General features: G+C 73.1%; 19 protein-coding genes, 1 tRNA gene and 3 pseudogenes. 7 read left to right on the top strand and 16 right to left on the bottom strand.

Features of this window, described 5'->3' with window-relative positions:
- Window positions 1-236 precede the first annotated feature (236 nt).
- The 7 genes from QUE47_RS09845 to QUE47_RS09815 form a co-directional block, all read right to left on the bottom strand.
- Window positions 237-1,544, bottom strand: coding sequence for a resuscitation-promoting factor (locus QUE47_RS09845; RefSeq protein WP_286217143.1), 1,308 nt, complete (start codon window positions 1,542-1,544; stop codon window positions 237-239).
- 356 nt (window positions 1,545-1,900) lie between these two features.
- A complete protein-coding gene (locus QUE47_RS09840; protein WP_286217142.1) occupies window positions 1,901-2,752 on the bottom strand; it encodes a resuscitation-promoting factor in 852 nt (283 codons plus the stop codon).
- On the bottom strand, window positions 2,743-3,201 hold the full coding sequence (locus QUE47_RS09835; protein WP_286217141.1) for a ubiquitin-like domain-containing protein: 459 nt from the start codon (window positions 3,199-3,201) through the stop codon (window positions 2,743-2,745). The genes QUE47_RS09840 and QUE47_RS09835 overlap by 10 nt, the downstream gene beginning before the upstream one ends.
- 127 nt (window positions 3,202-3,328) lie before the next feature.
- Window positions 3,329-4,396, bottom strand: a complete 1,068-nt coding sequence (locus QUE47_RS09830) for a TatD family hydrolase (protein ID WP_286217140.1) — start codon at window positions 4,394-4,396, stop codon at window positions 3,329-3,331.
- A 108-nt stretch (window positions 4,397-4,504) separates the two neighbouring features.
- Window positions 4,505-6,169, bottom strand: a complete 1,665-nt coding sequence (metG, locus tag QUE47_RS09825; RefSeq protein WP_286217138.1) for a methionine--tRNA ligase — start codon at window positions 6,167-6,169, stop codon at window positions 4,505-4,507.
- 20 nt (window positions 6,170-6,189) lie between these two features.
- Window positions 6,190-6,594, bottom strand: a complete 405-nt coding sequence (locus tag QUE47_RS09820) for a hypothetical protein (protein ID WP_286217137.1) — start codon at window positions 6,592-6,594, stop codon at window positions 6,190-6,192.
- 200 nt (window positions 6,595-6,794) lie between these two features.
- Complete coding sequence (locus QUE47_RS09815; protein WP_286217136.1) at window positions 6,795-7,988, bottom strand: aminotransferase class I/II-fold pyridoxal phosphate-dependent enzyme; 1,194 nt, start codon at window positions 7,986-7,988, stop codon at window positions 6,795-6,797.
- A 57-nt stretch (window positions 7,989-8,045) separates the two neighbouring features.
- On the opposite strand from QUE47_RS09815, the gene QUE47_RS09810 reads away from it, so the two are divergent.
- Complete coding sequence (locus QUE47_RS09810; RefSeq protein ID WP_286217135.1) at window positions 8,046-8,660, top strand: isochorismatase family protein; 615 nt, start codon at window positions 8,046-8,048, stop codon at window positions 8,658-8,660.
- Window positions 8,661-8,708: 48 nt separating this feature from the next.
- Here the strand turns inward: QUE47_RS09810 and rsmI are convergent.
- Window positions 8,709-9,567: pseudogene (rsmI, locus tag QUE47_RS09805) on the bottom strand (16S rRNA (cytidine(1402)-2'-O)-methyltransferase).
- 105 nt (window positions 9,568-9,672) lie between these two features.
- On the opposite strand from rsmI, the gene QUE47_RS09800 reads away from it, so the two are divergent.
- Entirely contained in the window at window positions 9,673-11,358 is a 1,686-nt protein-coding gene (locus QUE47_RS09800; RefSeq protein ID WP_434019673.1) for a dolichyl-phosphate-mannose--protein mannosyltransferase, read from the top strand.
- Between the two features lie 4 nt (window positions 11,359-11,362).
- Here QUE47_RS09800 and QUE47_RS09795 read toward each other — a convergent pair whose 3' ends face one another.
- From QUE47_RS09795 to QUE47_RS09775, 5 genes and pseudogenes are all read right to left on the bottom strand, one after another.
- Entirely contained in the window at window positions 11,363-11,608 is a 246-nt protein-coding gene (locus tag QUE47_RS09795) for a family 20 glycosylhydrolase (protein ID WP_286217133.1), read from the bottom strand.
- 134 nt (window positions 11,609-11,742) lie between these two features.
- Window positions 11,743-12,972, bottom strand: a pseudogene (locus QUE47_RS09790) (family 20 glycosylhydrolase); the annotation flags it as partial.
- A 21-nt stretch (window positions 12,973-12,993) separates the two neighbouring features.
- A tRNA-Ala gene (locus QUE47_RS09785) sits at window positions 12,994-13,066 on the bottom strand.
- A gap of 121 nt (window positions 13,067-13,187) precedes the next feature.
- Entirely contained in the window at window positions 13,188-14,354 is a 1,167-nt protein-coding gene (locus tag QUE47_RS09780) for a hypothetical protein (protein ID WP_286217132.1), read from the bottom strand.
- Window positions 14,355-14,483: 129 nt separating this feature from the next.
- Entirely contained in the window at window positions 14,484-15,131 is a 648-nt protein-coding gene (locus QUE47_RS09775) for a GNAT family N-acetyltransferase (RefSeq protein WP_286217131.1), read from the bottom strand.
- Here QUE47_RS09775 and QUE47_RS17390 point away from each other — a divergent pair.
- Window positions 15,130-15,531, top strand: a pseudogene (locus QUE47_RS17390) (5-formyltetrahydrofolate cyclo-ligase); the annotation flags it as partial. The gene QUE47_RS09775 and the pseudogene QUE47_RS17390 sit on opposite strands and share 2 nt — an antisense overlap.
- On the top strand, window positions 15,429-15,878 hold the full coding sequence (locus tag QUE47_RS09770; RefSeq protein ID WP_350227515.1) for a 5-formyltetrahydrofolate cyclo-ligase: 450 nt from the start codon (window positions 15,429-15,431) through the stop codon (window positions 15,876-15,878). The pseudogene QUE47_RS17390 and the gene QUE47_RS09770, both read left to right, overlap by 103 nt.
- A 15-nt stretch (window positions 15,879-15,893) precedes the next feature.
- On the opposite strand, the gene QUE47_RS09765 is transcribed toward QUE47_RS09770, so the two are convergent.
- Window positions 15,894-18,548, bottom strand: coding sequence for a penicillin acylase family protein (locus tag QUE47_RS09765; protein ID WP_434019672.1), 2,655 nt, complete (start codon window positions 18,546-18,548; stop codon window positions 15,894-15,896).
- Between the two features lie 31 nt (window positions 18,549-18,579).
- On the opposite strand from QUE47_RS09765, the gene QUE47_RS09760 reads away from it, so the two are divergent.
- The 3 genes from QUE47_RS09760 (at window position 18,580) to mscL (ending at window position 20,507) form a co-directional block, all read left to right on the top strand.
- Complete coding sequence (locus QUE47_RS09760; protein ID WP_286217130.1) at window positions 18,580-19,176, top strand: FmdB family zinc ribbon protein; 597 nt, start codon at window positions 18,580-18,582, stop codon at window positions 19,174-19,176.
- A gap of 210 nt (window positions 19,177-19,386) precedes the next feature.
- The gene (locus tag QUE47_RS09755) at window positions 19,387-19,917 is read left to right on the top strand and encodes an SAF domain-containing protein (RefSeq protein WP_286217129.1); all 531 of its coding nucleotides are present in this window, start codon (window positions 19,387-19,389) and stop codon (window positions 19,915-19,917) included.
- Window positions 19,918-20,033: 116 nt separating this feature from the next.
- Window positions 20,034-20,507 carry a large conductance mechanosensitive channel protein MscL gene (gene mscL, locus QUE47_RS09750; RefSeq protein ID WP_350227514.1) on the top strand — a complete coding sequence of 158 codons (474 nt, stop codon included), beginning with the start codon at window positions 20,034-20,036 and terminating at the stop codon, window positions 20,505-20,507.
- 456 nt (window positions 20,508-20,963) lie between these two features.
- Here mscL and QUE47_RS09745 read toward each other — a convergent pair whose 3' ends face one another.
- Together QUE47_RS09745 and QUE47_RS09740 are read right to left on the bottom strand one after the other, a co-directional pair.
- Window positions 20,964-21,422: a hypothetical protein gene (locus tag QUE47_RS09745; RefSeq protein ID WP_286217128.1), complete on the bottom strand. Its 459-nt coding sequence runs from the start codon at window positions 21,420-21,422 to the stop codon at window positions 20,964-20,966.
- On the bottom strand, window positions 21,416-25,312 hold the full coding sequence (locus QUE47_RS09740) for a DEAD/DEAH box helicase family protein (RefSeq protein WP_286217127.1): 3,897 nt from the start codon (window positions 25,310-25,312) through the stop codon (window positions 21,416-21,418). The genes QUE47_RS09745 and QUE47_RS09740 overlap by 7 nt, the downstream gene beginning before the upstream one ends.
- Window positions 25,313-25,627 lie beyond the last annotated feature (315 nt).

The following is a 25,627-nucleotide window of genomic DNA, read 5'->3' as shown; positions in this document are numbered from 1 at the left end:
GATCCGGAGTCCGTGGCAGGGAGGCTGCTGACGAGCCAGTGCCGTCGTTGCTGCCGGGTGGACCGTTCGGTCCCGCCCGGTGCGGCGACTCGAGAACGACCGTAACCGATTCGTTATCAAGTTGCCTACCCCTGCAGCGGGGAATGTGACCTGATCGACCCGCCGTATCGGGCGGAGTCGGAAAGATCGGACGCTCGGCACCGCCGAGACCGATCCTGACGAGCCTCGGGACCGGCTCAGTACCAGCCGGTGGCTTCCGAGTGGGCCCACGCGCCGCACGGCGTGCCGTAGGCAGCCGCGATGTAGTCGAGGCCCCACGTGATTTGGGTGGTCGGGTTCGTCTGCCAGTCGCTGCCGGCGGTCGCCATCTTCGTGCCGGGCAGCGACTGCGGGATCCCGTAGGCGCCGCTCGAGGGGTTCGTGGCGGTCGAGCTCCAGCCGGACTCGCGCGTCCAGAGGCTGTCGAGGCACTCGGCCTGGCTGCCGCCCCACCCGCGGCTCGCGGCCATCGACCGACCGAGGGACTCGTTGGAGGTCGGGTTCGCCACGGGGCGCTCCTTGGTGCCCTTGCTGACGATCTCGTCGACCGGCTTCGTGGTCACCTCGTCCGAGACGGTCTCCGAGTCGACGACCTCGCCGTCGACTCGGGTGACCTTCTCGACGGTGGTGCGCTCGCCGTCCTCGCCCTCCTGGGTGACGACGTCGGCCTCGTCCGTGTACCGGTCGGGGTCGTCGACCGTCGTCGTCTCGTGGTCCACCGTCTCCGTGGTGGTCTCCTCCTCGACATCGACGCGCTGGACGACGACCGCGAGGGCCGCCTCCGACTCGTCGTCCACGACGGCCGGGTCCGCCGCCTCGACGTGGACCTGGTCGTCCTCGTCGACGTCCACGTCGGCCTCGGCCAGCGCCGAGTCGACGTCCGTCCCACCGTCCGGCACGACGGCGGTCTCGCCGTCGGCGACCACGGCGACCGGGGCGTCGGAGTCCAGCGCCATCGGCAACTCGGAACGCCCGTCGGCCCCGGACCGCGAGGCGGCCAGCCTGACGTCGCCCTCGGCGCGGGCCGAGAGGGCCGCGAGCGCACCGTCGGCGTCCTCCGCGGTGGTCCAGACGTCCTGCTCGCCGTCGTCGTCCACGACGGTGACCTTCTGCGCCGTCCGCACGACGACGTCGTCCCCGTCCTCGAGAGGCGTCCCGACGCCCGGCGCCACCAGGTCGCGGCTCGACGTCTCGATGTCCTCGGCGGCGAGCAGCGCGTCGACGTCCTTGGCCCGGGTGGACACCTGAGTGACGGTGCCGTCGACGTCCAGCGCGATGGTCTTCTCCCCGACCGCGTAGGCGACGGCCCCGCTCGCGACGACGGCGACACCGGTCGCGGCGAGTGTGATCGGCAGACCGCGGCGCCAGAACGGGCGCGGGGCACGGTGCGACGCGCGGCGTGTGCGGCGCGTCCTGCTGGTCGACCCGTCGGTCCGGGTGGGGTCCGCTGCTGCGGGCGTCGAGTCGTCGGCGGCGTGCGCGCCGGTCCGGTGCTGTCTGGTCATGGTCGGTCCTTGCGTCGGCGGCCCGGGCGCGGGACGACGGGTGACGTCGTGCGACCGGGTGGCGTGCAGCGTGTGTGCCGCTCGTGCGCTCAGGCCTGGTGGCGGCGCACGCCGACGACCGTAACCGTTCCGTTACCAAGGACCAAGGTCGGTGCCCGACCTTCACGAATCATCCGCGAGGCCCCCGCGACACCGTGCGAAATGTCATGAGGCGGGTCACACGCAGCGGTCGTCGGTGCCGGCCCGTGGGTGCCGGACGGCCGGTGCCACCCGCCCTGCGCGCTCACGACAGACGGCCGGTTCCGTTCTGGGCAGCGGCTGCCTGCCGGTCTGCTCGGCCGGTCAGTACCAGCCGGTCAGTACCAGCCGGTCGAGACCGAGTGGCCCCACGCACCGCACGGGGTGCCGTAGCGCCCGGCGATGTACCCGAGGCCCCAGGTGATCTGCGTCGCCGGGTTCGTGGCCCAGTCGGAGCCGGCCGAGGCCATCTTGCTCCCCGGCAAGGACTGCGGGATCCCGTGCGCACCGCTCGAGGGGTTGCGCGCGTTCGGGTTCCAGTTGCTCTCCTTGGTCCAGAGCTTCTCGAGGCACGTCCACTCGGAGCCCGTCCAGCCCCGCTCCGCGGCGAGCTGTTGACCGATCGCCCGCGGCGACCCCGAGATCGCCGGGCCGGGCGAGGACCCGGACGAGGAGCTCCCCGACGAGGACGAGCCGGACGAGGCCGCCTCAGGCGCCGGCTCGGGCTCGGGCTCCGGTTCCGGTTCCGGTTCCGGTTCCGGTTCCGGTTCCGGCATGGTGCCGTTGTGGACGATCTCGGTGCGCGGCTCGCGCACCACGCGCTGCGCGAGCGGCGTGCGGGAGACCTCGTCGCCGTCGAGCGTCACGACCGTGAACGTCGTGACGGACTCGCCGTCGCGCCCCTCCTGGACGACCTCGGTGGTGCCCTCGAGGAGGGTCGGGTCGTCGACCTCCTCGGTCTCGAAGTCGAGGGTCTCGGTCTCCGTCTCCGCGCTGGTCGCGGTCCGGCGCACGACCACGGACATGCCGTCGGCGACGGGGGCGCTCAGCGCCACGGACGACTCGTCGCCGTCGCGGAGGATCACCCCGGCCTCCGTGAGGGCCCGGCCCACCGTCGCGGCGGTGGTCGTCAGGTCCCTCGACTCGCCGTCCGCCGTGACCTTGACCGACTTCACCGTGGTCAGACGCACGGGCTCGCGCCCGATCGCCGCCGACCTGGACGCCTCGCTGACCGTGCCGTCGGCGCGAGGCCCGAGGAGGCGAGGTACTCGCCGACCGTGCCCGCCGTCGTCCGCACCGTCTCGACGCGGCCGTCCGTCTCGACCTCGATCTCACGGCTGGTCCGCACGACCACGGTGTCCCCGTCGTCGACGACGGCGTCGGGCCCGGGCTGGACGAGGTCGTGCTCGGACGTGGTGACCCCGGCCGACTCGAGGACCTCGGCCACCGTGGCGCCGTCGGGCGTCGCGACGGTCCGCACCGCACCGTCCTGATCGATCGTGACGGTGTCGTGCGCCATGGCCACGGTGCCCGTCGCGCCGACGAGGCAGACCAGGACGAGCGACTGGACCGTCAGGCGACGAGGCGACCGCGGCGGCCGAGAGGTGTGCGCGTGCAGGCTGCGGCGGCTCGGGGGCACAGTTCTCCTTCGGGCGTTGCGGGTCCGGCTCGGTGCGTCGGGAGCGCCCGGCTCGTGCCGTCGGCGGCTCCGCGCTCGACCGTAGCGGAATCGTGACCTTCGCGACAGCAGTGCAGGTAGACGCCGCTTACCAGGCGCCGTACACCCGCTCGGAGGTCTCCGAGACGGTCCGGCACACCCGCTCCAGGTCGACGCCCAGCACCTCGGCGACCGTGCGCACCGTGTGCGGGAGCAGATAGGGGGCGTTGGGCCGGCCCCGGTACGGGTGCGGCGTCAGGTACGGGGCGTCGGTCTCGACGAGGACCTGGCTCAGCGGCACCTCGCGCAGCGCCTCTCGGAGCCCCTCGTTCGCCCGGAACGACACCGGGCCGGCGAACGACAGGTACCAGCCCTGCTCGGCGCAGAACCGCGCCATCTCCGCGTCTCCCGAGAAGCAGTGGAACACCGTGACCTCGGGCGCGCCGTCGCTCGCGAGGACGTCGAGCACCTGGGCGTGCGCGTCGCGATCATGGATCTGCATCGCGAGCCCGAGCTCCTTCGCGAGCGCGACGTGCGCCCGGAACGCCTCGCGCTGCACCCGCTCACCCTGCGGGCCGGCGCGGAACAGGTCCATGCCGGTCTCGCCGATCGCTCGCACGCGAGGGTTCGCCCCGGCGACGGCGGCGACCTCCGCGATGGCGTCGTCGAGCGACGTGGCGTGGACGGCACCCGGTTCCGGGGTGAGGCCGTCGGCCGCGATCTCGATCGCTGACGCGTCCGGGTGCGCCCCGAGCGCGTGCAGCACCGCCTCGTTCGGGTGGATCGCAACGGCGCCGAGCAGCGCTGTGCTCGGCGGCGTGCTCCGCCGCGTGCTGGGTGCCGTGCTCGGCCGCATGCTCGGCGCCGTGCTCGGCGGCGGGCCGGACGACAACGGAGAGGTGCCGCGCAGCAGCTCGTCGGTCCAGCGCACCGCCTCGAGGTCGCAGCCCACCTGCACCATCCGGTCGACGCCGACCGCCTCGGCGCGCGCGACGGTCTCCGCGACCGTCGGCACCGGGATCGGCACCTCGACGAGGTTCCCGGCGTCGTCCGGCACCCGGTCGGTGACCTGCGCCGCGAAGGGCGCGATCGCGTCGAGGTGCGTGTGGTTGTCGACGACAGGGAACGGCAGCGGGTCCGGGTCCACGGGCCAGCCACGTTCACGCCGCTTCGCCATCCGGTCTCCTCACCGGTCGCAGGTCAGGCTGGTCGAGCGCGCTGGTCGGGCGCTCTGGTCGGGAGCTCGCAGGCCCGCGTCGGACGACGGTCCGCTCCCGGAGGGCCGTCAGGACGCCGGGTCCTCCAGCCGCGGGAACAGCGACTCACCCTTGGTGACCGTGGTCCCGGCGGGCAGCGCCCCGAAGATCCCGGCCCCGTCGATGTGCTGCGCCGCGAGCTGCCCGAGCGGGACCTCGGCACCGAGCGAGTCCCAGAGCTTCTGGGCGGCCTGCGGCATCACCGGGTGCAGCAGCACCGCGAGGCAGCGCAGCGCCTCGGCGGCCGTGACGAGGACCGTGGCGACGCGGCCGCCCTGGGGCAGCGCGCCGTCGGCGTCCTTCTCGGTCTTGACGACCTTCCAGGGCTCCTGCTCGGTGAGGTAGACGTTCGTGGCGTCGACCAGGGTCCACACGGCGTTGATCGCCTCGTGGATCGCGATGCGGTCGATCGCGGCCTCGGCGTCGGCGACGGCCTTCGCGGCGACGGCCTCGAGCGCGCGCTCGGCATCCGTCGCGGGCCCGGCCTCGGGCAGCGAGCCGCCGAAGTTCTTGCCGATCATCGCCGCGACGCGCGAGGCGAGGTTGCCGAACCCGTTGGCGAGCTCGGCCGTGTAGCGCGACGAGATGTCCTCCCAGGAGAACGAGCCGTCCTGGCCGAACGCGATGGCGCGCATGAAGTAGTAGCGGAACGCGTCGGAGCCGAAGTGGTCGGTGATCTGCGACGGGGCGATGCCGGTGAGCTTCGACTTGCTCATCTTCTCGCCGCCGACCAGCAGCCAGCCGTGCGCGAACACGGTGGTGGGCAGCGGGAGCCCCGCGGCCATGAGCATCGCGGGCCAGATCACGGCGTGGAACCGCAGGATGTCCTTGCCGACGAGGTGGACGTCCGCCGGCCACGTCCGGGCGAACTTCGCCTGCGCCTGCGGGTCGTCGCTGCCGTACCCGACGGCGGTCATGTAGTTGAGCAGCGCGTCGAACCAGACGTAGAGGACGTGCTTGGAGTCCCACGGGATCGGTACGCCCCAGTTGAACGTCGAGCGCGAGATCGAGAGGTCCTGCAGGCCCTGCTTGACGAACCCGATGACCTCGTTGCGCGCCGACGCGGGCTGCACGAACTCGGGGTGCTCCTCGTAGAGCGCGAGCAGCCGCTCGGCGTAGGCGCTCATGCGGAAGAAGTAGTTCTGCTCCGCCAGCATCTCGACCGGACGCCCGTGGACGGGGCACAGCTTCTCGCCCTCGTACTCCCCCGTCCCGTCGATCAGGTCGCCCGGGAGCTTGTACTCCTCGCAGCCCACGCAGTACGGGCCCTCGTACGAGCCGGCGTAGATCTCGCCGCGGTCGTGCAGGTCCTGGATGAACTGCTGGACGCGGGAGGTGTGCCGCTCCTGCGTGGTGCGGATGAAGTCGTCGTTCGTCGCGTCGATCGTCGCGAGCACCGGCTCCCACTCGGCCTCGACGAGCGAGTCGGCCCACTCCTGGGGGCTGACCCCGTTCGCCTCGGCGGTGCGCAGGACCTTCTGCCCGTGCTCGTCGGTCCCGGTGAGGAACCAGACGTCCTCCTGGCGCTGCCGGTGCCACCGCGTGATGACGTCGGCCGCCACCGTCGTGTACGCGTGCCCGATGTGCGGGGCATCGTTCACGTAGTAGATCGGGGTGGTCAGGTAGAACGCCGAACCGGGCGTCTCCGTCTCACCGGAGGTGGCGGACGGCGCGGGCGTGGGTGCGTCGGGCATGCCGCCATCCTAGGCGGGGGTCAGCGGGCGAGGTGCTCGCGTACATAGGCCGAGAACCTCCGGGCGGCGTCGCGAGGCGCAGCGCTCCCGAGGACGACCGCGTCGACCTCGAGCTCGGCGGGCTCCATGAGCGTGAACCGCACGCGGGCCGAGCTGAACCTGGCCACGACGGCCGGCTGGTCCGTGGGGATCGGCATGTCCTCTCCGTGCGCCGCGACGACGAAGATCTCGGGCCCGGTGGCGAAGACGCGCACGTCACGTCCGTCGAAGCTACGACCGATGTCGGCCATGGCGCGCCGGACCGTCGTCTCCGGGTGTCCCTTGCGCACGAGCGAGGCGATCGCAGGGCGCGAGGACCGGTCGAACTCGGACGCGTCACGTCCGGGGTACTCGAACGCGGTCCGCACACCTGTCGTGACGCTCATCGCTACCTCTCCTCGCCGGGCGCTGCTAGTGCTGTCCCGGGTCCGCGAGAACCCCGACGATCACCAGTGGTCGCCGAGGGGCACGGCCCGGGTCAGCGCCTTAACGCTATCCAACGGAGAAGACGTAAGTAAACTCGAAGTGAGGCATTTCACTGCTGTCAGGAAACACGCGCGATGCTGCAGCGGGCCCGACGCCGGCGCTACAGCCGCGTCAGCCCGCGCTTGAGACCGCGCACGGCCTGGGCGATGCGGTGCTCGTTCTCGATGAGCGCGAACCGCACGAACCCCTCGCCACCCGTACCGAACCCGACCCCCGGGGACACGGCGACGTCGCACTCCTCGACGAGGTGCGTCGCGAACTCGATCGACCCCATGTCGCGGTACGGCTCGGGGATCCGCGCCCACGCGAACATCGTCCCCGCCGGTCGCTGGATGTCCCACCCGATCCGGTCGAGCCCGTCGCACAGGGCGTTGCGGCGCGACTCGTAGATCTCCGAGACCTCGGCCGGGTACTCGGTCGCCTCGTTGAGCGTGACGGTCGCCGCGATCTGCACGGGCTGGAACGTCCCGTAGTCCAGGTAGCTCTTGAGCTTCGCCAGGGCGCCGACGACGTCGCGGCGGCCGACGAGGAACGCCACCCGCCAGCCCGCCATGGAGAAGGACTTGGTCATCGAGTACAGCTCGACCGCGACCTCCTTGGCGCCGTCGCACTCCATGATCGACGGCGGCGTGCGGCCGTCGAACGTCATGTCCGCGTAGGCGAGGTCGTGGACGAGGACGACGTCGCGCTCCTGCGCCCAGTCGACGAGCCGCTGCAGGTCCGCCTTGGTGGCGAACGTCGTCGTCGGGTTGTGCGGGAACGACAGGACCACGACGCGCGGCTTGGGCCACCCGTACTCCCACGCCTCCATGACCCGGTCGATGTACCCGGCCGCGTCCGTGCCGTCGCCGATCGGGACCTGACGGGCGTCCGCGCCCGCGAAGTAGGGCCCCCAGATGTGGATCGGGTAGCTCGGCGTCGGGACGATCGCGGCGTCGCCGGGCTGCAGGAGCACCCACATGAGGTGGCTGAAGCCCTCCTTCGCGCCGATCGTCGAGATGATCTCGGTGTCGGGGTCGAGCGTGACGCCGAACCTCCGTTGGTACAGCGCCGCCGCGGCCTCGCGGAGCTTCGGGATGCCCCGGGACGCGGAGTAGCGGTGGTTGCGCGTGTTGTGCGCGGCCTCGGCCAGCTTCTCGACGGCGATCTCAGGGCTCGGCAGGTCGGGGTTGCCGAATCCCAGGTCGACGACGTCCCGGCCGGCGCGGCGCGCCTCCTGCTTGAGGCCGTCGATGATCGTGAAGACGTACGGGGGCAGTCCGGGGATCCGCCGGAACTCCATCTCGCGTGGCATGTCCTCAGGCTATCGCCGGGCCTGTCGTCCCGGCCCGGGTGGTGACATCGTGGACGCATGACCGACACGCACCCGCACGCAGCACCGCAGCCGGCCACGCCGTCCGACGCCGCGGGCACCGCCCGCGCCCTGATCGTCGTCGACGTGCAACCCACCTTCTGCGAAGGCGGCGCCCTCCCGGTCGAGGGCGGGGACGCCGTCGCGCACCGCGTCGCCGACTTCGCCGGGACGCACCGGGACGACTACGCGCTGATCGTCACCACCCAGGACTGGCACGTCGACCCCGGCCGGCACTTCGCGACCCCACCCGAGGAACCGGACTTCGTCGACACGTGGCCGCCGCACGGCGTCGCAGGGACCGCGGAGGCCGCGCTCCACCCGGCGCTCGACGGCCTCGCCGCGGACGCGGCGGTGAAGAAGGGTGAGTACGCGGCGGCCTACAGCGGCTTCGAGGGGGTGGACGACGACGGCCGTCCCCTCGCCGACATCCTCGCCGCGGCGGGGGTCGGGTCCGTCGACGTCGTCGGCCTCGCGGAGTCGCACTGCGTGAAGGACACCGCGCTGGACGCCGCACGCCTCGGGCTCGCCACGACCGTTCTCACCGACCTCACGGCACCGGTCACGGTCGAGCTCGGGGAGACGGCCCGGGCAGCGATGCGGGGGCCGGCGTGACGCTGCGCGCCTCGAACGCCTGACCCTGCCGGCTCCGCCCGCCTCCGGTCAGGACTTGCGGGCCGCGAGCGCCGCGCCGTAGAGAGCGCGCTTCTGCACGCCCGAGGCCTCCGCCACCTCGGCGACGGCCTCCTTGAGCCGTTCGCCGCCGTCGACCCGGGCGAGCACCTCCGCGACCAGGTCGGCCTCGGACGCCGCCTCGCGGGCCGGGGCTCCACCGACCACCACGCAGATCTCGCCCCGCAGTCCGTCCTCGGCCCGCGCCGCGAGGTCACCGAGGCCACCCCGCAGGACCTCCTCGTACGTCTTGGTGAGCTCGCGACAGACGGCGGCAGACCGCTCGGCGCCGAACGCCTCGGTCATCGAGGCGAGCGTGTCGGCGATGCGGTGCGGGGCCTCGAAGAACACCATCGTCCGGGGCTCGCGCGCGAGCGCCGCGAACGCCCGGGCCCGCTCCCCGGCTTGCGCGGGGCGAAACCCTCGAAGCTGAAGCGGTCGGTGGGCAGCCCGGACAGCGCGAGCGCGGTGAGGACGGCGCTCGGCCCGGGCGCGGCGGTCACCGCCAGTCCCCGCTCGATCGCGCGTGTGACGATCCGGTAGCCCGGGTCCGAGACGCTGGGCATGCCCGCATCGGTGACCACGGCCACCACGCCGCCCCCTCGACGACGTCGAGCAGCTCGTCGGCCCGTTCGGCCTCGTTGTGCTCGTGGCAGCTGACGACCCGAGCACCGACCTTCACGCCGAGCCGACCCGCGAGCGCGTGGAGCCGTCGGGTGTCCTCGGCGGCGATCACCTCCGCGTGCTCGATGAGGTCCACGAGCCGCGCCGAGGCGTCGTCCGCGTTGCCGATCGGGGTGCCCGCGAGGACCAGCGCCCCGCCCGGCGGGAGCGTCCTGCGCTGCGCCACGGCGTCGTCCGCCCCCCGCCCGCCGGGACGGCCCCTCGGAATCTCCCTGGACCGCGCCACCGGACTTCGACATGACACCACTCTGGCACGCCGAACGGCCCTAGCATGACCTCCGTGCAGACAGACCCTCGCGAGGAGCCGCCGACCGGATCGTCGACCGGCAGCGACGACGGCGCCCCGGCCACGGATCTCGCACCGACGGTCGTCGGCGGTACCCGGTCCGCGGCGCACGAGCGCATGCTCGAGCTCCTCCTCGGCGCCCGGACCCTCGCTCTCGGGGCGACGGCGAACGACCGCCTGTGGGCCTGGCTCGGCCCCGCGCTGGTCACGCTCGTCGCCGGCGTGCTGCGCCTGTGGAACCTCGGCCACCCCCACGAGCTCGTGTTCGACGAGACCTACTACGTCAAGGACTCGTGGACGCTGCTGAACCTCGGCTACGAGGGCTCCTGGCCGGACGACCCGAACGCGGCCTTCGAGGCGGGCCAGGTCGACGGATACCTGCCCGAGGCGTCGTACGTCGTCCACCCCCAGCTCGGCAAGTGGATGATCGCCCTCGGTATGGCCGGCCCTGGCGCCGAGAGCTCGTTCGGCTGGCGCGTCTCGGCGGCCGTCGTCGGGACGCTCGCCGTCTTCCTCCTCGCCCGCGTCGCGCGGCGCCTGTTCGCGTCGACGGCGATGGGCGTCGCCGCGGGAGCCCTGCTCGCGGTCGACGGCGAGGCGATCGTCCTGTCCCGCATCACCCTGCTCGACGGGTTCCTCATGTTCTGGGTGCTCGTCGCGTTCTGGTGCATCCTGCGCGACCGCGACAGCTCGCGGCGTCGGCTCGCGAGCAAGGTCGCGGACGTCCTCGACTCCGGCGGGGCGATCGGGCGGTACGGGCCGCGGCTCGGCTGGCGCTGGTGGCGCTTCGCGGCCGCGGTCGCGCTCGGCCTCGCGTGCGGCACCAAGTGGTCCGGGCTGTACTTCCTCGCCGCGCTCGCGCTCCTGTCGGTCCTCTGGGACGCCACCGCGCGACGCAAGGTCGGCGTGAAGCGCTGGTGGGAGGACACCTTCATGGTGGACGCCGTACCCGCCGCGCTCATCATGCTGCCGACGGCGCTGCTCACCTACCTCGCCACCTGGGCGTCCTGGTTCGCCTCGTCCGAGGGGTACATGCGGCAGTGGGCGGCGACGCACCCGGGCGAGGGTGTGACGTGGCTCCCCGAGTCGCTGCGGTCGTTCTGGGAGTACCACGTCTCGATGTGGACGTTCCACACGGGGCTCTCCGCCGAGCACCCCTACGCGTCGAACCCGTGGGGCTGGCCGCTCCAGCTGCGGCCGACGTCGTTCTACTTCGAGTCGTTCGACGACGGCAGCGGGACCTGCGGAGCGGACCGGTGCGTCGAGGCGATCTCCGCCGTCGGCAACCCGGCCGTCTGGTGGCTCGGGACCGTCGCGCTGCTCGTCACCGTCTGGTTCCTCGTGCGCCGCTTCGACTGGCGTGCCTCGGCCGTGCTCGTCGGCCTGGTCGCCGGGTGGGTCCCGTGGCTCCTGACGCCGGACCGCACCATCTTCACGTTCTACTCGGTCGTGTTCGTCCCCTGGATGGTGCTCGCGCTCGTCTACGCGATGACGCTCGCCCTCGAGCACACCGAGGGTCGCGCGACGGCGCGACGGCGCGTGCGGTGGGGCATCGGGATCGCGCTCGCCCTGGCCGGGCTCGCCGGCGCGTACTTCTACCCGCTCTGGTCCGGCATGCAGGTCAGCTACGAGTTCTGGCACCAGCACATGTGGCTGACCAGCTGGATCTGACCCGCTACCAGTCCACCTGCGGCGAACGGTAGAAGGGGAGCCCGTCCCGGTCCCACGCGGACGCCACCGAGGCGATGCGCGCGCGGAACCCGGACCAGTCCTTGCGGGCCGGGTCGGTCCACGCGACCTCGGCGACCGCGGCGAGCCGGGGCAGCAGCATCTCGTAGAGCTTGGCCTCCGTGTCGATGGTCTCGGTCCACACCGCGGCCTCCACGCCCTCGATCGCGTCGGCTGGCAGACCGTCGACCACCGACTCGGGGTCCCACTCGTACGAGTCGCGCAGCTCGACGATCCCCGCCCAGTCCTGCCCGAGGGGTAGCCCTCGACGTAGTGCATGTCGAGGTACGACCGGTTGCCGGGCGAGACGAGGAACCGCGCGCCCTGCTCCGCCGCGCGCACGAGCGCGTCGTGGTCCTTCGCGTTGGTGTCCCAGAACTGCACGAGCGTGCCGGGCCGGAGCTCGGCGTGGGCGGCCTCCTGCCAGGCCACGGCCTTCTTGCCGGTCTCGAGCACGATCCGCTCGCACAGCTCGACGAGCCGCGCGTACTCGGGTGCCTCCATCGCGTGCGCCTCGTCACCGCCGAAGTGGACGAACTCACCGCGGGTCGCCGCCGCGAGGTCCCCGAACACGGCGCGCAGGAACGGCTCGGTGGCCGGCAGGTCGTAGGCGAGGCCCGAGAACCCGACCTCCATGCCCCGGTACGCCGCCGTCGGGACGCCGTCCGGCCGGAGGTCGCCGTACACGTGCGTCGCCGCGTTCGTGTGCCCGGGCACGTCGATCTCCGGGACCACGGTGATGCCGCGGTCGGCGGCGTAGTCCTGGATCCGGTCGTAGTCGGCCAGCGACAGGAACCCGCCGGGCCCGTCCCCCATCTGGGTCGACGAGCCGCGCTCGGTGAGCTCCGGGCGCGACGGGGACTCGATGCGCCAACCCTGGTCGTCCGTGAGGTGCAGGTGCAGCACGTTCATCCGATGGTCCAGGACCTGGTCGATCACGCGCTCGATCGCGTCGGGACCGAAGAAGTTCCGGGCGATGTCGAGCGAGAAGCCCCGCCACGCGTAGCGCGGCGCATCGTGGACGACGACGCACGGCAGGTCGAGCACGTCAGCATCCGCGTCGGCATCGGTCCCGGCGACCGCGCGGGCCGCGACGAGCAGCTGGCACAGCGTGCTGACGCCGTGCTGGAGGCCCTCGGGTCCGGGAGCGGCGACCCTGACGCCGTCCTCGCGGACTTCGAGCGTGTACCGCTCCGACGACGCCGAGCCCTCCGGCCCGGCTGTCTCGTCGAGCACGAGCCGCACCTCGACCGGCGACCCGATCTGCGTGCCCGGCTGGTCGCTCTGCCCCTCCCCCGGCGTGCCACCCTGCGCGTCACCCAAGCGCGCGGCTCTGGCGAGACGCTGCGCGGCGACGGCCTGCACCCGATCCGGTACCCCGGCGTCCGACACCACGACGAGGGAGGGCACCGGGACGGTTCCCTCGAGCTCGCGGACGATCGACGGGAGCGGGACGACGGGGATCACAGGCACCTCACTGAGACGGGACGACTGAGCAGCGGGACGACCGGGCCCGTGCGCGACGGGCCCACGGGACGACGGAAGGCCCGGAACCATGCGGTTCCGGGCCTTCTCCGGTGGAGCTAGGGGGATTCGAACCCCCGACCTTCTCATTGCGAACGAGACGCGCTACCAACTGCGCCATAGCCCCAAGGCGGAGCCAACATTAGCACCCCGGGAGAGTGATCGTGGAATCCGCTCGCGCCCCGCTGCGCGGCCCTGCCGAGCCGCACACCGGGCGCTCCGCGAGACACCGTCGGACGAGCGGACGATCACTGACCGGCAGCGCGCCGGCGAGCGAGGACCTGGTTGAGGTCGACCCCGAGGGACTCGGGGTGCACCGCCGCAGGGGTCGCCGCGGCCGGCGCGGCGGTGCGCACGGGTCCGGCGTCGCCCCGGCGGACCGTGGGCGTCGCGTCGGTCAGCGGAGCGGGCTCCCGCCGCGGCGCGGCCGGCTTCATCGTGTAGGTCGGGCGGGGCACCGGGACCGGGTTCCAGGCACGGCCCAGGTCGTCGTCGCTCTCGGTGGCCGTCGCGGGCGCAGTGGCCGTGGGTGCCGCGGCTGCGGGTGCGCTCTTCGCGCCGGCCGCCGTGCCGACCGGAGCCTCGACCACGGCGATGACCTCGGTCCGGGTCTCGTCGTCCGCGGCGGCTCGGGCGGCCTCCCGAGCGCGCTCGATCTCGGAACCACCGTCCCCGGAGCCGACGCCGTCCTTCGAGCCGCCTGCAGAGGTCGCCGGGCTCGCGACGCGCGGGATCATCCCGGTCTCGGCAGCAGACCTGCGCACGGCGTGCCCGGTGGCACGGCGCGGGACCACCGGAGCGCCCACCACGTCGCGCGAGGCACGTGACGCCGCACGCGCCCTGCGCTCCGCGTGCCAGGCAGCGTCCGAGCGCGCGGCCGACGCCGAGGCACGGCGTCCCAGGACCAGCACGGCGACGAGCAGAGCTGCCGGCACCGCGACGACGGCCCAGGCGAGGACACCCACAGCGGCGGCGACCACGACTCCGACCGTCACGACCAGCAGACCCAGCGTCAGGATCAGGCGACGCCGGGCTGCCGCGGCGCGGCGCGCGAGCATCGCGGAGCGCGCCGGTGACAGGCCGGTCGGAGCAAGGCGGCTCGCGCCGTCCCCGCCGACCGGGCGAGGTGCGTAGGTGCTGCTCATGGGTCGAGGCCTCTCGTGCTGCTCGATCATCAGGACCGGGGCTGCCCCCGGCAGGTGCGCGTCCGCCGTCCGACGACCCGTGCGTGCCACGTCCGGAGCCGACCCGCGGGGCGAACCACCCGCGACCGCGAGAACTCTGAGCGACCCGGAGAACCGATCCCCCAGCTGCGAGTCGAGCAGCTGCTGACGCTGCTGGACACGGGTGGGGAGGAAGTAGGCGAGCCACAGGACGACGAGCATCAGCGCGACGATTCCCGTGGACGAGTTCACGTCACGACGGTAGGCGAGACCGAACGGGACGATCGGGACGCGCCGCGGCGTGTCGGGCACCCTCGGGCCCGCGTGCGAGCCCCCGGGATCTCCGGTACTGGCGGCTCGGCGAGGCCTACCGGGGACAGGTCAGGGGGTCGTCCAGATCGCCCGGGCGCGGAGCAGGAGTCCGTCGGGGACCTCGTCGGCCGTCAGCGCGAACGTCCGGTGGTCGCGCCAGTCGCCCTGGATGTGCAGGAACCGCTCGCGCACGCCCTCGTCCCGGAACCCGAGCTTCTCCACGACCCGCAGGCTCGCCCGGTTCTCGGGACGGATGTTGATCTCGATGCGGTGCAGGCCGAGCACCGAGAAGCAGTAGTCGGTGGCCATCGCGACCGCCGTCGGGATCACGTTGCGCCCGGCGACGTGCTCCCCGACCCAGTACCCGATGCTGGCCGACTCGAGCGAGCCGCGCGTGATGCTCGAGACGGTGAGCTGACCGACGAGCTCGTCCTCGAGGTCGACGGCGAACGGCAGGGCGGTACCCGCCCTGCCCTGCGACGAGAGCGTCCGCACGTACTCGCCGAACGTCGGGGCACTACCGGTGCCGGGGTGCGGTGACGTCGCCTCCCAGCGGTCGAGCCAGGTCGCGTTGCGCGCCCTCAGGTCCATCCAGTCGTCGGCGTCACGCCGGTGCAGCGGACGGAGCTCGAGGCGCCCGGCCGGGATCTCCTCGACCAGGACGACCGGCCACGGGCGCGCGACTCGCCCCCACAGACCCTTCGCCCCCTGGGACATGTGCTGCTCGCAATCAGACGGGCGGTGTCGCGGCCCCGCCGCGGACTCGATACGGCGAGAGCATAGGCCCCCGGATGTCGAGATGCTCGCAAGAGTCGGATCTTTGCGAGAATGCACGCATGAGCGGCCCCCGCAGCCCTACCCCGTCCTCGCGTCCACCGATCCGGAGGACGCGAAGATCGCCCTGCGCCAGGCGATCCGGGCCGGCCGCGAAGAGCGGTCGGCGCGACTGCGCACCGAGGCCGCCGCAGCGCTCGCCGAGGTCGTCGCGACCATCCCCGCGGTGGCGGGCGCGTCATGCGTCGCGTCGTACGCGGCCCGGCCCAACGAACCAGGCACCGCGCCGATCCTCGACCTGCTCGCCGCCCGTGGCACCCGCGTGCTGCTCCCCGTGCTCGGCGCCGGACTGCAGCGGGACTGGGCGGAGTTCGACGGCAACGAGAACCTCACCGTGCGCGCGCCCGGACGCCCCCGGAGCCCGGGACGCCGCCGCTCGGCCCGCAGACGCTGGCGGACGCCGACGTCGTCATCGCTCCCGCGCTCGCCGTCGACACCTCAGGGGTCCGGCTCGGTCAGGGCGGCGGGTGGTACGACCGCGCGCTCGCCCACGTCCGCCCCGGCACGATGGTGGTCGCGCTCGTCTACCCGTCCGAGGTCTACGACGCTGCCGAGCGGCCCCTCCCCTACGAGGAGCACGACCGCCACATCGACGCCTACGCCACCCCTGAGGGCTGGCACCGCCTCTGACCGACGGGACCCGGATCAGGGGCGGAGGGTCGCCTCGTCCTGCGCGGCGCCGTCGACGGCCGAGCTGCTGAACGGCCACGCGTACGTCTCACCGGTCGCCCACGCGTCCAGCTGGTCGTCGTAGTGGGGTGAGGCCGGGTGGCCCGACACTCCCGTCACCGTCACCCACGTGGAGGCGTCCAGGTTCCCGAGGTCGACGACCATCCGCATCGACGGGCCCGCCGTCACGTCGAACGTTCCGGCGGCAGCGTCCCAGCCGACGGCGTTGACGATCGACGAACCGCCCGGCATGCCCACCGGGTCGGGGTTCACGATGCTGCGCACGACGCCGGGGATCGACGGACCGCCGAGCACCGGGTGCTCGAGCCGGAGCTGGTGCACCTTGCCCCACGCCCAGTCGGTCGGGCGCTTGCTCACCTGGGTCGTCATCTCGGCGCGCGCCGAGACCAGGGCATCCTTGAGGATCTCGTCCCTGGTCTCCACCAGACCGACGGTGCTGCGGTCGTCCCAGAGCTGGTCCGCCGGTCGCTCGAGCAGCTGCTCGACGACCGCGAGGGACTGGCTGCTCCCGGCCGGTCGCATCGACGGCGGCACGTCGTCCCAGAAGGTCAGCTCCAGGATGTTGCTCCACACGGCGGCGAAGTACGCGGCCGGTGCCGAGTCGACGCCCGTGCCGTAGTCCCAGTCCTCCAGGAGCGCCTGGCCGTCGGCGTCGAACCCCTCGCCCACGTCGATCGACAGCAGCGCCGGGACGAGAGCCTCGGCGAAGGGGCTCCAGTCGTCGAGCTGGATCTCTTGCATGTCGGCGACGCCGACCTTGCCACCGTCGGCGATCTTGCCCTCGAGCAGGGTCCGGATCCGCTCCGAGCGGTACCCGAAGTCCCAGTCCGTCGTGAGGAACGGCGAAGCGCTGCGCGGCTGCACGGCCTGGTTCGCGGCGACGATGAAGCCTTCGGCCGGGTCGAGCACCCGGGGCATGTCGGCCGGGTCGACGTAGCCGGTCCAGTCATAGCGGCTGTCCCAGCCGGGCCGGGGCCAGGAGCCGTCGCTCGGCAGCGCACCGCTCACCGTCTTGCGGATCGGGATGCGCCCTGGTGCCTGGTACCCGATGTGCCCGTCGATGGTCGCGAAGACGATGTTCTGCGCCGGCACCTCGAACAGCTCGGCGGCAGCCTGCACGTCGGCCGCGTCCGCGGCCCTGCCCAGAGCGAAGACGGCGTCCGCCGTCCGGCCCGGGGTGAGCGCGGTCCAGCCGAGCGACACGACCGTGCCGCCGACCGGGACGTCGTCCGACGGGACGTGCATGGCGGCGTTGAGCTCGCTCAGCACCCCGGACACGACAGGTCCGTGCTCGGTGGTGTGGACGATGAAGGACTCGTCGCTCCCGCCGTTGACGTGGATCGTCTCGGGTCGGGACTCGAGCGGGATCCACTCGTCGTCCTTCAGGTAGGAGCCGTCCTCGACGCGCTCGACGAAGAAGTCGGTCACGTCCGCGCCCATGTTCGTCAGGCCCCACGCGAGCTGGTCGTTGTGACCGATGAACACCCCCGGGAAACCTGCGAACGAGAAGCCCGAGACGTCGAACGTGCAGTCCGGACCGATCGTGCTGCACTGGAGGCCGACCTGGGCCCAGATGCTGGGGGCACCCAGGGCCAGGTGCGGGTCGTTCGCGAGCAGCGGCTGCCCGGACTCCGTGTGCTCGCCCGACACGACCCAGGAGTTCGACCCGGAGTCCTCACCGCGGCCGACGAGCACCGGGACTGCGGCGAGCGCGTCCGACGCGGACCGCAGCGCCGCGGTGACCTCGTCGTCCGCGAGCGCCAGGGCGTCGTCCTCGACGGGGGCCGACGCCTCCTCCGCCCCCGAGACGGTCGCGGCGACCTCCTCGGGGTCGAGGATCGGCGTGTGCGCCTCGGCGTCGTAGGGCGGGAACAGCTCGTCGACGAGCTCGACGTCGCGCAGCGTGCCGTACGAGAGGGCGCGGTCGAGCTCGTCGTCGTAGTTCCCGCGCAGGTCCCAGGCCATCGCCTTGAGCCACGCGAGCGAGTCGATCGGGTCCCACGGCTCGGGCTCCTCGACGTCGACCTGGAGGCCGAGCACGGTGTACTCCACAGCGATCGCCCCGGTGTCCCGGCCCTCGAGGTAGGCGTTCACGCCCTGGGCGTACGCCTGCAGGTACGCACGGGTCTCGGGCGAGACGAGCTCCCACTCCTGCTCGGCGACGTCGCGCCAGCCGAACGTCCGCGTGACCTTGTCGGCGGCGATCGCCTCGGGCTGGTCGCCGACGAGCTCCGCCAGGCGCCCGGACGTCACGTGGCGCCGGTAGTCCATCTCGAAGAAGCGGTCCTGGGCCTGGACGTAGCCCTGGGCCATGAACAGGTCGTGGTCGCTCGACGCGGTGATCGTGGGCACGCCCTGCGCGTCGCGCTGCACCGTCACGTCGCTCTGCAGGCCCCCGAGCGTCAGGTCGCCGCCCGTGTCGGGGAGCGGACGACGCAGCACCACCACGGAGAAGACCGTCACCGCGACGAGCGCGAGGACCACGACGATCGCCACGGTCGTGGCGACGGCGCGCCAGGCGCGTCGCCGGCCCGGTTGCGCGTCCGGGCCGCCCGTGGCATCGGCGCCGGGCTCGGCTTCGGTCTCGGTGGGAGGTGGGGCAGCAGACACGGTGCGAGACTACCGCGCGCGGCCGCGACGTATGATCGGCACTCCGGCACCCCGAGTGCCAGCCGACCGAACTGCCGCCGGTCGAGTACGACGACCGACCCCCGGGAGACCCGTGCCTACCTACGCCTACGCCTGCACCGCGTGCGAGCACACCTTCGACATCCACCAGTCGTTCACCGACGACGCGCTCTCCACGTGCCCGGAGTGCTCCGGCCGGCTGCGCAAGGTCTTCTCCTCCGTCGGCGTGACCTTCAAGGGCTCCGGGTTCTACCGCACCGACTCGCGCGCCGGGTCGAAGAGCCGTTCGAGCGGTTCCAGCTCGACGGTGAGCGGCGGGGGTTCCAAGGACGGTTCGGGCTCCAAGGACTCGTCGGGGGCTCCGGGTCCTCCGGCAGCAAGGAGTCGACCGGCAGCACGTCGTCCGCGTCGTCGTCCTCGGCCTCCGCGTCGTCCAAGGGCTCCGGTTCCGGCTCCGCCGGCTGACGAGAGGCCTCGGCTGCCCTGCCGGCGAGCTCCGTCCGACTTCGCCGGCCGTGCGACCGCAACCACTCCGTCCACAGCTCAGGCCAGACCCCGCTCCCCCACAGCCGACCGTCCCACGACCGAACCGCGGACGCCGACGTCCTAGGTTCGCGACGTGCCTCACCTACCTCGCAGCGAGCCGTCCCCGCGCCGGTCGTCTGGCGCGACAGCGTCCGCGGTCCGGCGTGACCGCGCCGTCCGCTCGCTTCGACGAGGGCTCTGGCGGTGGCGTCATCTCGTCGCGGCGGTCTGCCTGGGGAGCGCCGCGGCCGTGGGCGTAGGGGTTCTCGCGCCACCGGACCCACCGACCCGGCCGGTGCTCGTCGTCGCCGAGAGGATCGACCACGGCGCGACGGTCACCGCGGCCGCGGTCAGCGTCACGAGGTACCCGACCCGACTCGTCCCGGTGGAAGCCCTCACGCGACCCGAGCAGGCCGTCGGTCGTCGCGCGACGACCGACCTCGCCGCAGGGACCCCGCTCTCCGACGGCCTGGTCGCGGGCGGACAGCACACGTACTCGGCTCCCGCGGGCTCCGTCGTCGTGCCCGTGCGACTCGTGGACCCCGCGATCGCGGAACTCCTGGTCCCTGGGGACACCGTCGACCTCGTGGCCCTGGACCTCGTGGGCGAGCACGACCCGACCGAGGGGCGTATCGCTCGCAGCGCGGTGGTCACGAGCGGAGCGGGCCTGGGCGCAGACACGAGCGGACCGACCGCTGCGTCCGTGCTCGGCCAGGGCGCACCGGAGGAGGCGCCTCTGGTGCTCGTCGCCGTGTCCGACGACGAGGCGGTCGCCGTCGCGCGCGCCGGGGCGACGTCCCGGATCGCCGCCGTCCTGGTCCCGTGAAAACATCTGCTCAGAGCGCAGCCGGGCCACCGCCGCTCGAGACGACAGCGCACGACGAGCACGACACCGCACGACGTCGCACCGCACCGCACCGAACCGAGAGATCGAGGGCGCACATGAGCAAGATGCTGACCGGGTTCAAGGACTTCATCGCACGCGGCAACGCGGTCGACCTCGCCGTCGGAGTCGTGATCGGCGCCGCGTTCGGTGCCGTCGTCACCGCCATCGTGGACAACCTGATCAGCCCGCTCATCGCGGCGATCTTCGGCAAGCCCGACCTGACCGGCCTGTGGGACATCACGATCCGCGAGCTCTCCGACGGCACGTCGGCCGTGATCAGCGTCGGGACGATCCTCAACGCCGCGCTGCAGTTCCTGCTCGTCGCGGCGGCTGTGTACTTCGTGATCGTCGTCCCGATGAACGCTCTCGCCGCACGTCGCGAGAGCCCCGCCGGGGAGGAGGAGCCGGAGCAGCAGTCGGACGAGGTGCTCGCTCTCCGGGAGATCCGCGACCTGCTCGCCGCCGGCACGAAGGGCTCCGCGGACGGCGCGGGCGGGTCTTCCCCGTCAGCGCCCACACCGCGGCACTGAACGCTCGCCGGACGACAACCCTGCACGACGCCTGCGCGATACCGTCGCGACGCATCCGCGGAGTACCGCGAGTCCGGTCCCTGCCCCGGACCTACCGCCTGGCCGGGCGCATCATGGGCGTATCGGGTTGGCCTGCCAGGGTCTAGCGGGCGGGCCTACCAGTGGGGCGGCACGTCCTGACGCAGACGTCGGTCGTTGCCCTCGTCGGTTCCGTCGGAGGGAGCGTTGCCGCGGCCGAGGGGCCGCTCGTCCGAGCTCGGACCGGCGACCGACGTCTGCTCGGTCCCAGGCCGGACGACGCGTCGGTGCCGCCGACGCACGCCGTCGGTCGCCGCGTCTGAGGCCGAGGCGTCGTCTGCACCTGCGCCGCGCGTGCCTGCGTGCGCGCGGCCGCGGCCGTCCGGGGCCGCGCGACCCGCCCCCGCAGGCGCCGGGCCGTCGCCGCTCACCGGGAGATCACGCGTCGTCGTCCAGCTCGATCACGACCGGCTCGGGGTCCCCGACGGCGGAGGTGGCCCGCGCCGCGCCGACGCCCGCTGCACCGACCGCGACCGCTCCTCGGCCGTCCCGGGCGGCCTGGACGACACGGCGGATCCGCTCGGCCTCCTTCACCGGGTCGAGGAACGCGGCGGCCGACCAGACCTGCACCACCGTCCACCCGAGGGCCTCGAGCTCCTCGGCTCGCCGCCGGTCGCGGAGGCGGACGCTCGGCTCGGCGACGTACTCCGCGTCGTCGGTCAGCACGGCGACGAGGAGCTCGTTCGGCAGGTCGGGGTGGCCGACGACGAGGGGGATGCGGCGGTCCGTCCCGGTCCCGTAGTCGGTCTCGACCATCAAGCCTGCCCGCCACAGCCGCTCCGCGAGGTCCAGGACGAGCCGGTCGGGCCCGCCCTCGGGGCCGTCGCCGATCAGCACCTGGTCCTGGGCGCCGCTCCGGGCCGCGACGACCTCGAGCAGCTCGCGCAGCAGGCGTGCCCCGGGCTCCGCAGCCGATCAGGATCGAGGTCCGCGCTCTCGAAGCACGACACCACGCGTACCGAGCGACGGGCAGCGGCCACGGCGCCGAGAAGCATCGCGTCGGCGCCGTCGTCGGCGAGCGGCCCGAACCGGTGCAGCACCCGGCCGTGCGGGGTCCGGCCGATGCCGATCGTGATCACGACGGTGTCGCGCTCGAGCCCGGCCGTGTCGCGCAGCCCGGTGACCACGACCGGTTCCGGTCGCGTGCCGCTGAAGAACGGTGCCAGGGCCGGGCTCCGCCGGACCTCCTGCAGCAGGGCCTCGCGGATGCGCTCCGCGTGCACCGGGGTGGCGGCGACGATCCCGAACGACTCGTCGGGGCGGGTCAGGGCGTGCTCGATCGCGATCTCCACCACCCGGTCGACCTCGGCCTGGGTGCTCTCGACGAGCCCGGACGCCTCGTCAGGCATCCCGCGACCGTCGACGAGGTCGTGGTGGACGAGCGTCTCGTAGCGAGGCAGGGCTGCCGGCTCGAGGAGTCCCTCGTACCCGTGGTCGACGAGGAACCCGGTGATGCCCGGATCCCGGGGGCTCGGCGGCGGGGTGAGCGTCACGGTCGCCAGGACGTCCGCGAGCTCGGACACCGCGGTCCCCGTCGCCGTCCTCGGATCGGCGAGCACGACCACCTGACGCGCTCGCGCGATCGCGGAGAGCAGGTGCTCCACGGGGGTGTTCTGGACGGAGTCGAGGACGACGACGTCCACCGTCCTGCTCGGCGCGGCGAGCTGCGGCACGGACGTCGGGGTCGCGATCGTGCACGGGCGCAGGCGCCGGACGAGGCGCGGGTACCGCTCGGAGGTGTCCCGGACGTTCGTGAGGCGTCCGCCCATCAGCTCGGAGAACAGCTGCTCGGCCTCGGTGCGCTGCTCGCGGAGCGCGGCGCCCAGGTGGTCCCGGACGTCGTCGCGCACCCGACCTGCGAGCGAGTCGACGTGTCGGCGGTCCAGCTCGCGGAACCGCGAGGCGAGGGCCTCCAGCCCTGCGCTGTCCTGCCCGGCGAGCGCGGGGTCCTGGGCGAGGACCTGCTCGAAGACCGAGCTCCACCAGGCGAGGTCGAGCTCCGTGGCGACCCCGACCTCGGGGACCTGCCGTGCGGCGAGGTCGTCGACGAGCGTCCCCAGTCCCGCGTCTCGCACCGACCGGAGCAGCCCGGTGCGCTGCGGCAGGCTCTCGAGCGCGGACGCGTCGGCGACCAGCGACGCGAGCCGCGCGGCCAGCACCTGGAACGGGAGGTCGGCGAGCCCGCCCTCGCCGGGGGCGCCGTCCGGCCCGGCGACGATCTCGGTGTCGGCGAGGATCGGGGAGAGCGCCTCGAGGTCGATCCGCACGGCCTCCTGGGTCTCCTCGATCGCGGCGAGACCCGGGGGCAGGGTGGGCCAGCCTCCGCGGGGGCAGTGCTGCTGCCAGACGGTGCGCTGCTCGGCGACCTCGATGAGCGCGGCGTGCAGGTCCGTGACCCGGACGCCGGGTCGCACCATGTCCTTGGCCTGCTTGCGCAGCCGGCGGCGCTGGGACCAGCCGAGCTCCACACCCCGCTCGGCCCGCCACTGGCGCGTCGCCGTCGCGTGGACCATGTCCGTGGCGGCACGCTCGAACACCTCGGGCAGGAAGACGTCGAGCGTCCCCCGCATGCCGCCGAGCATCGTGAGCTGGTCGGACCACTCCGCCATCGAGGTGGCGGGCTCCAGCCCGGTGCTGGTCGCGACCTCCTCGACCTGGCGCATCAGCTGCGGCAGGGTCTGCTCCGCCACTCGCTGCACCCTGAGCAGCGTGTCGTCGGCGGCCGCGTCGGTCAGCAGGTGCGCACCGGCCCACGGCGTCGTGCGCGCGCGCTCCGTGAACGCGCCGAGCCGAGCAAGCTCCTCGAGGTCGCGGGCGAGCTCGGCACGACGCTCCGCGCCGACCGCGAGGGTGACGGACGCGGCGAGCCGCACGGTGGTGGTCGGCACAGGGCGCTCCGAGCTGAGGCGCGCGAGCGCCTGCAGCGCGTCGTAGGCGGAGACCTGCCACGGTTCCCGGACGAGGTGGAGCGCGTCGATGTAGGCAGCGAGCCGGCTCCGGGCACCCAGCAGCGCGTCGATGCCCTCGTCGGACCCGCTCGTCTTCGGCTCCTCCTGAGCAGCGGACATCGCGCCCAGGAGCCGCTCGGCGACCTCGGACCGCCACGTCGGGGTGACCGGCACGTCGAGGACCAGGTCGCCGAGCCCGAGGCGGTCCAGCCTGGCGATCATCGCGTCGGCCGCGCGGCGGTGTCCCGGCACGTAGAGGATGCTCTGCCCGCGCGAGGCGGCGTCGGCGACGACCGCCGCGACCGTCCCGGGGACGTCGGCTCCAGCGGGTGCGTCGACGAAGACGTGGTTGCCCGCCGCCACGGTCGCGAGGACGCGCCGCTGGGCACGGTCGAGGTCTCCGACGCCACGCTCCACGGCCGGGTCGACGTCGCCGGGAGCGACGTCCGGCGCCGGGTGGTACGCGCTCGTCACCGCGTCGGCCACGCCGGCGATCGCGCCGACCACCTCGTGCCGCTCGAGCGACGTCGAGACCTCGTCCAGGTCGTCGACGAGCAGCTGGCCCGGGTGGACGAAGGCACCGACGAGGACGCGCTGGCCGAGGTCGAAGTCCTGGAGGACGGCCTCACCCAGCGCCTGGATGCGGTTCAGGGCGTCGTCCGGCTCGAACCCCGAGGACGTGAAGGTGCTGCGGGCGAGCGCGATCGGGTCGAGGAGCGCGCCGTGCGACCGGAGCGTGCGTGCGAGCAGCGGGTTGATCTCGAGCGTCGGTTCGAGGACGAGCTCGAAGTCTGCGCCGTCCCCGATCGGCGTGACCGTGATGGGTCGTAGCAGGACCGGCGCGCGGACGATGCGCTCGCGGAGCGCGACCTCGCGCCTTTCCTGGTCCGACGATCCAGGCTCCTCGGCAGCCTCCGGGTCCGGCACGCGGGAGGTGTCGGACTCGTCCGCGACGCGGCTTCCCTCCGGTCCGGTCGCGGAGAGCGGGGCGGGCTCCGTCCCCGCCCGGCTCTCGCCGTTCGTCGCCGCCGTGTCCGGCCCATCGGCCTCGTGGGCTGCGTCGACCTCGTCGACCGTGCTCACGTCGGCCCCGCTCAGGGCCTCCGGCGACCCGGCCCCGGCCCTGCCGGGGACGTCGCCCTCGGCACCGTCGAGGGCTGCGTCGACGGCACGCTCGTCGGCACCGTCGCGAGCCTGGTCGTCAGCACGGTCGTCAGCACCGTCGTCCGCGAGGTTCGCGAGCGTCAGGTAGGGCGCGTCGTCCGTCCGCCCGGCGCCCTCGGTCACGCGGGCGAGCGCCACGACGTCGTCCGACTCGGGTGCGGGCCTGCCGGCGGCCCAGGTAGCGACGCCGATGGCGAGGTAGGTCGCCGGGACGCCGTAGGACTGTCCGTACTCCTGGGACCGCGACACGACGGCGCGGGCCCGGCGACGTGCGCCGGGCATGGCCCCGCTCGTCTCCCGGAAGATGTTCGACAGCCGCGTGGGGCGCCCCGCGAAGAGCTGCGCGACCCCTGACGGGTGGGCACCGCTCAGGTCGAGGACGGCATGGCCGAGCCGCTCGATGTCGGCGAGCGACGATCCTCCGGCGAGCTCGACCAGCGACGACCGCCAGCTGGACACGGCGGACCGCACGAGGTCGGCGTCGTCCGGGTCCGGGACGAGCACGGGCCCGCCGAGGCGGGGCGCGTCGTCGTCGCGGACCTGGTCCGAACCGTTCGCGGCGCGCGCGAGCTCGGCGAGGGTCTTGGCACCAAAGGTGGGACGCGGAGCAGTCACCTACGAACGCTAACCGGCGGTGACCACAGCACTCGGGCGGCACGCCGGGGCTGAGCAGGTCGATGCCCCGCTGCAGGGTCGGCGACCGCGCGTCCCCGCCCTGTGTCCGGGCATGAAAAGACGACACGCACCGCGCAGGGGCAGGCGGTACGTGCCGTCAGAAGTAATAGTGACAGGCCCGGACGAGCGACGTCAAATTAGTTCGCGGCCAGCACCTAACCGGCCCTCACCTGCACGTTTGCCTCACCGGCCGGTCCAAGCTCGATGTCGGACGAGCGTCCAGCACGAATGCGCGGAATGTCGCCGGGATAGAGC

The sequence above is a fragment of the Paraoerskovia sediminicola genome, from assembly GCF_030296575.1.
Lineage (GTDB): Bacteria > Actinomycetota > Actinomycetes > Actinomycetales > Cellulomonadaceae > Paraoerskovia > Paraoerskovia sediminicola.
This window is presented reverse-complemented; position numbering and strand designations above follow the sequence as displayed.

What these genes read in the sequence shown, in the direction of transcription:
- QUE47_RS09845 (WP_286217143.1), bottom strand. Translation starts at nt 1,544, where the DNA reads ATGACCAGACAGCACCGGACCGGCGCGCACGCCGCCGACGACTCGACG.
- QUE47_RS09830 (WP_286217140.1), bottom strand. Translation starts at nt 4,396, where the DNA reads ATGGCGAAGCGGCGTGAACGTGGCTGGCCCGTGGACCCGGACCCGCTG.
- metG (WP_286217138.1), bottom strand. Translation starts at nt 6,169, where the DNA reads ATGCCCGACGCACCCACGCCCGCGCCGTCCGCCACCTCCGGTGAGACG.
- QUE47_RS09820 (WP_286217137.1), bottom strand. Translation starts at nt 6,594, where the DNA reads ATGAGCGTCACGACAGGTGTGCGGACCGCGTTCGAGTACCCCGGACGT.
- QUE47_RS09815 (WP_286217136.1), bottom strand. Translation starts at nt 7,988, where the DNA reads ATGCCACGCGAGATGGAGTTCCGGCGGATCCCCGGACTGCCCCCGTAC.
- QUE47_RS09810 (WP_286217135.1), top strand. Translation starts at nt 8,046, where the DNA reads ATGACCGACACGCACCCGCACGCAGCACCGCAGCCGGCCACGCCGTCC.
- QUE47_RS09800 (WP_434019673.1), top strand. Translation starts at nt 9,673, where the DNA reads ATGACCTCCGTGCAGACAGACCCTCGCGAGGAGCCGCCGACCGGATCG.
- QUE47_RS09775 (WP_286217131.1), bottom strand. Translation starts at nt 15,131, where the DNA reads ATGTCCCAGGGGGCGAAGGGTCTGTGGGGGCGAGTCGCGCGCCCGTGG.
- QUE47_RS09770 (WP_350227515.1), top strand. Translation starts at nt 15,429, where the DNA reads ATGCGTCGCGTCGTACGCGGCCCGGCCCAACGAACCAGGCACCGCGCC.
- QUE47_RS09760 (WP_286217130.1), top strand. Translation starts at nt 18,580, where the DNA reads ATGATCGGCACTCCGGCACCCCGAGTGCCAGCCGACCGAACTGCCGCC.
- mscL (WP_350227514.1), top strand. Translation starts at nt 20,034, where the DNA reads ATGAGCAAGATGCTGACCGGGTTCAAGGACTTCATCGCACGCGGCAAC.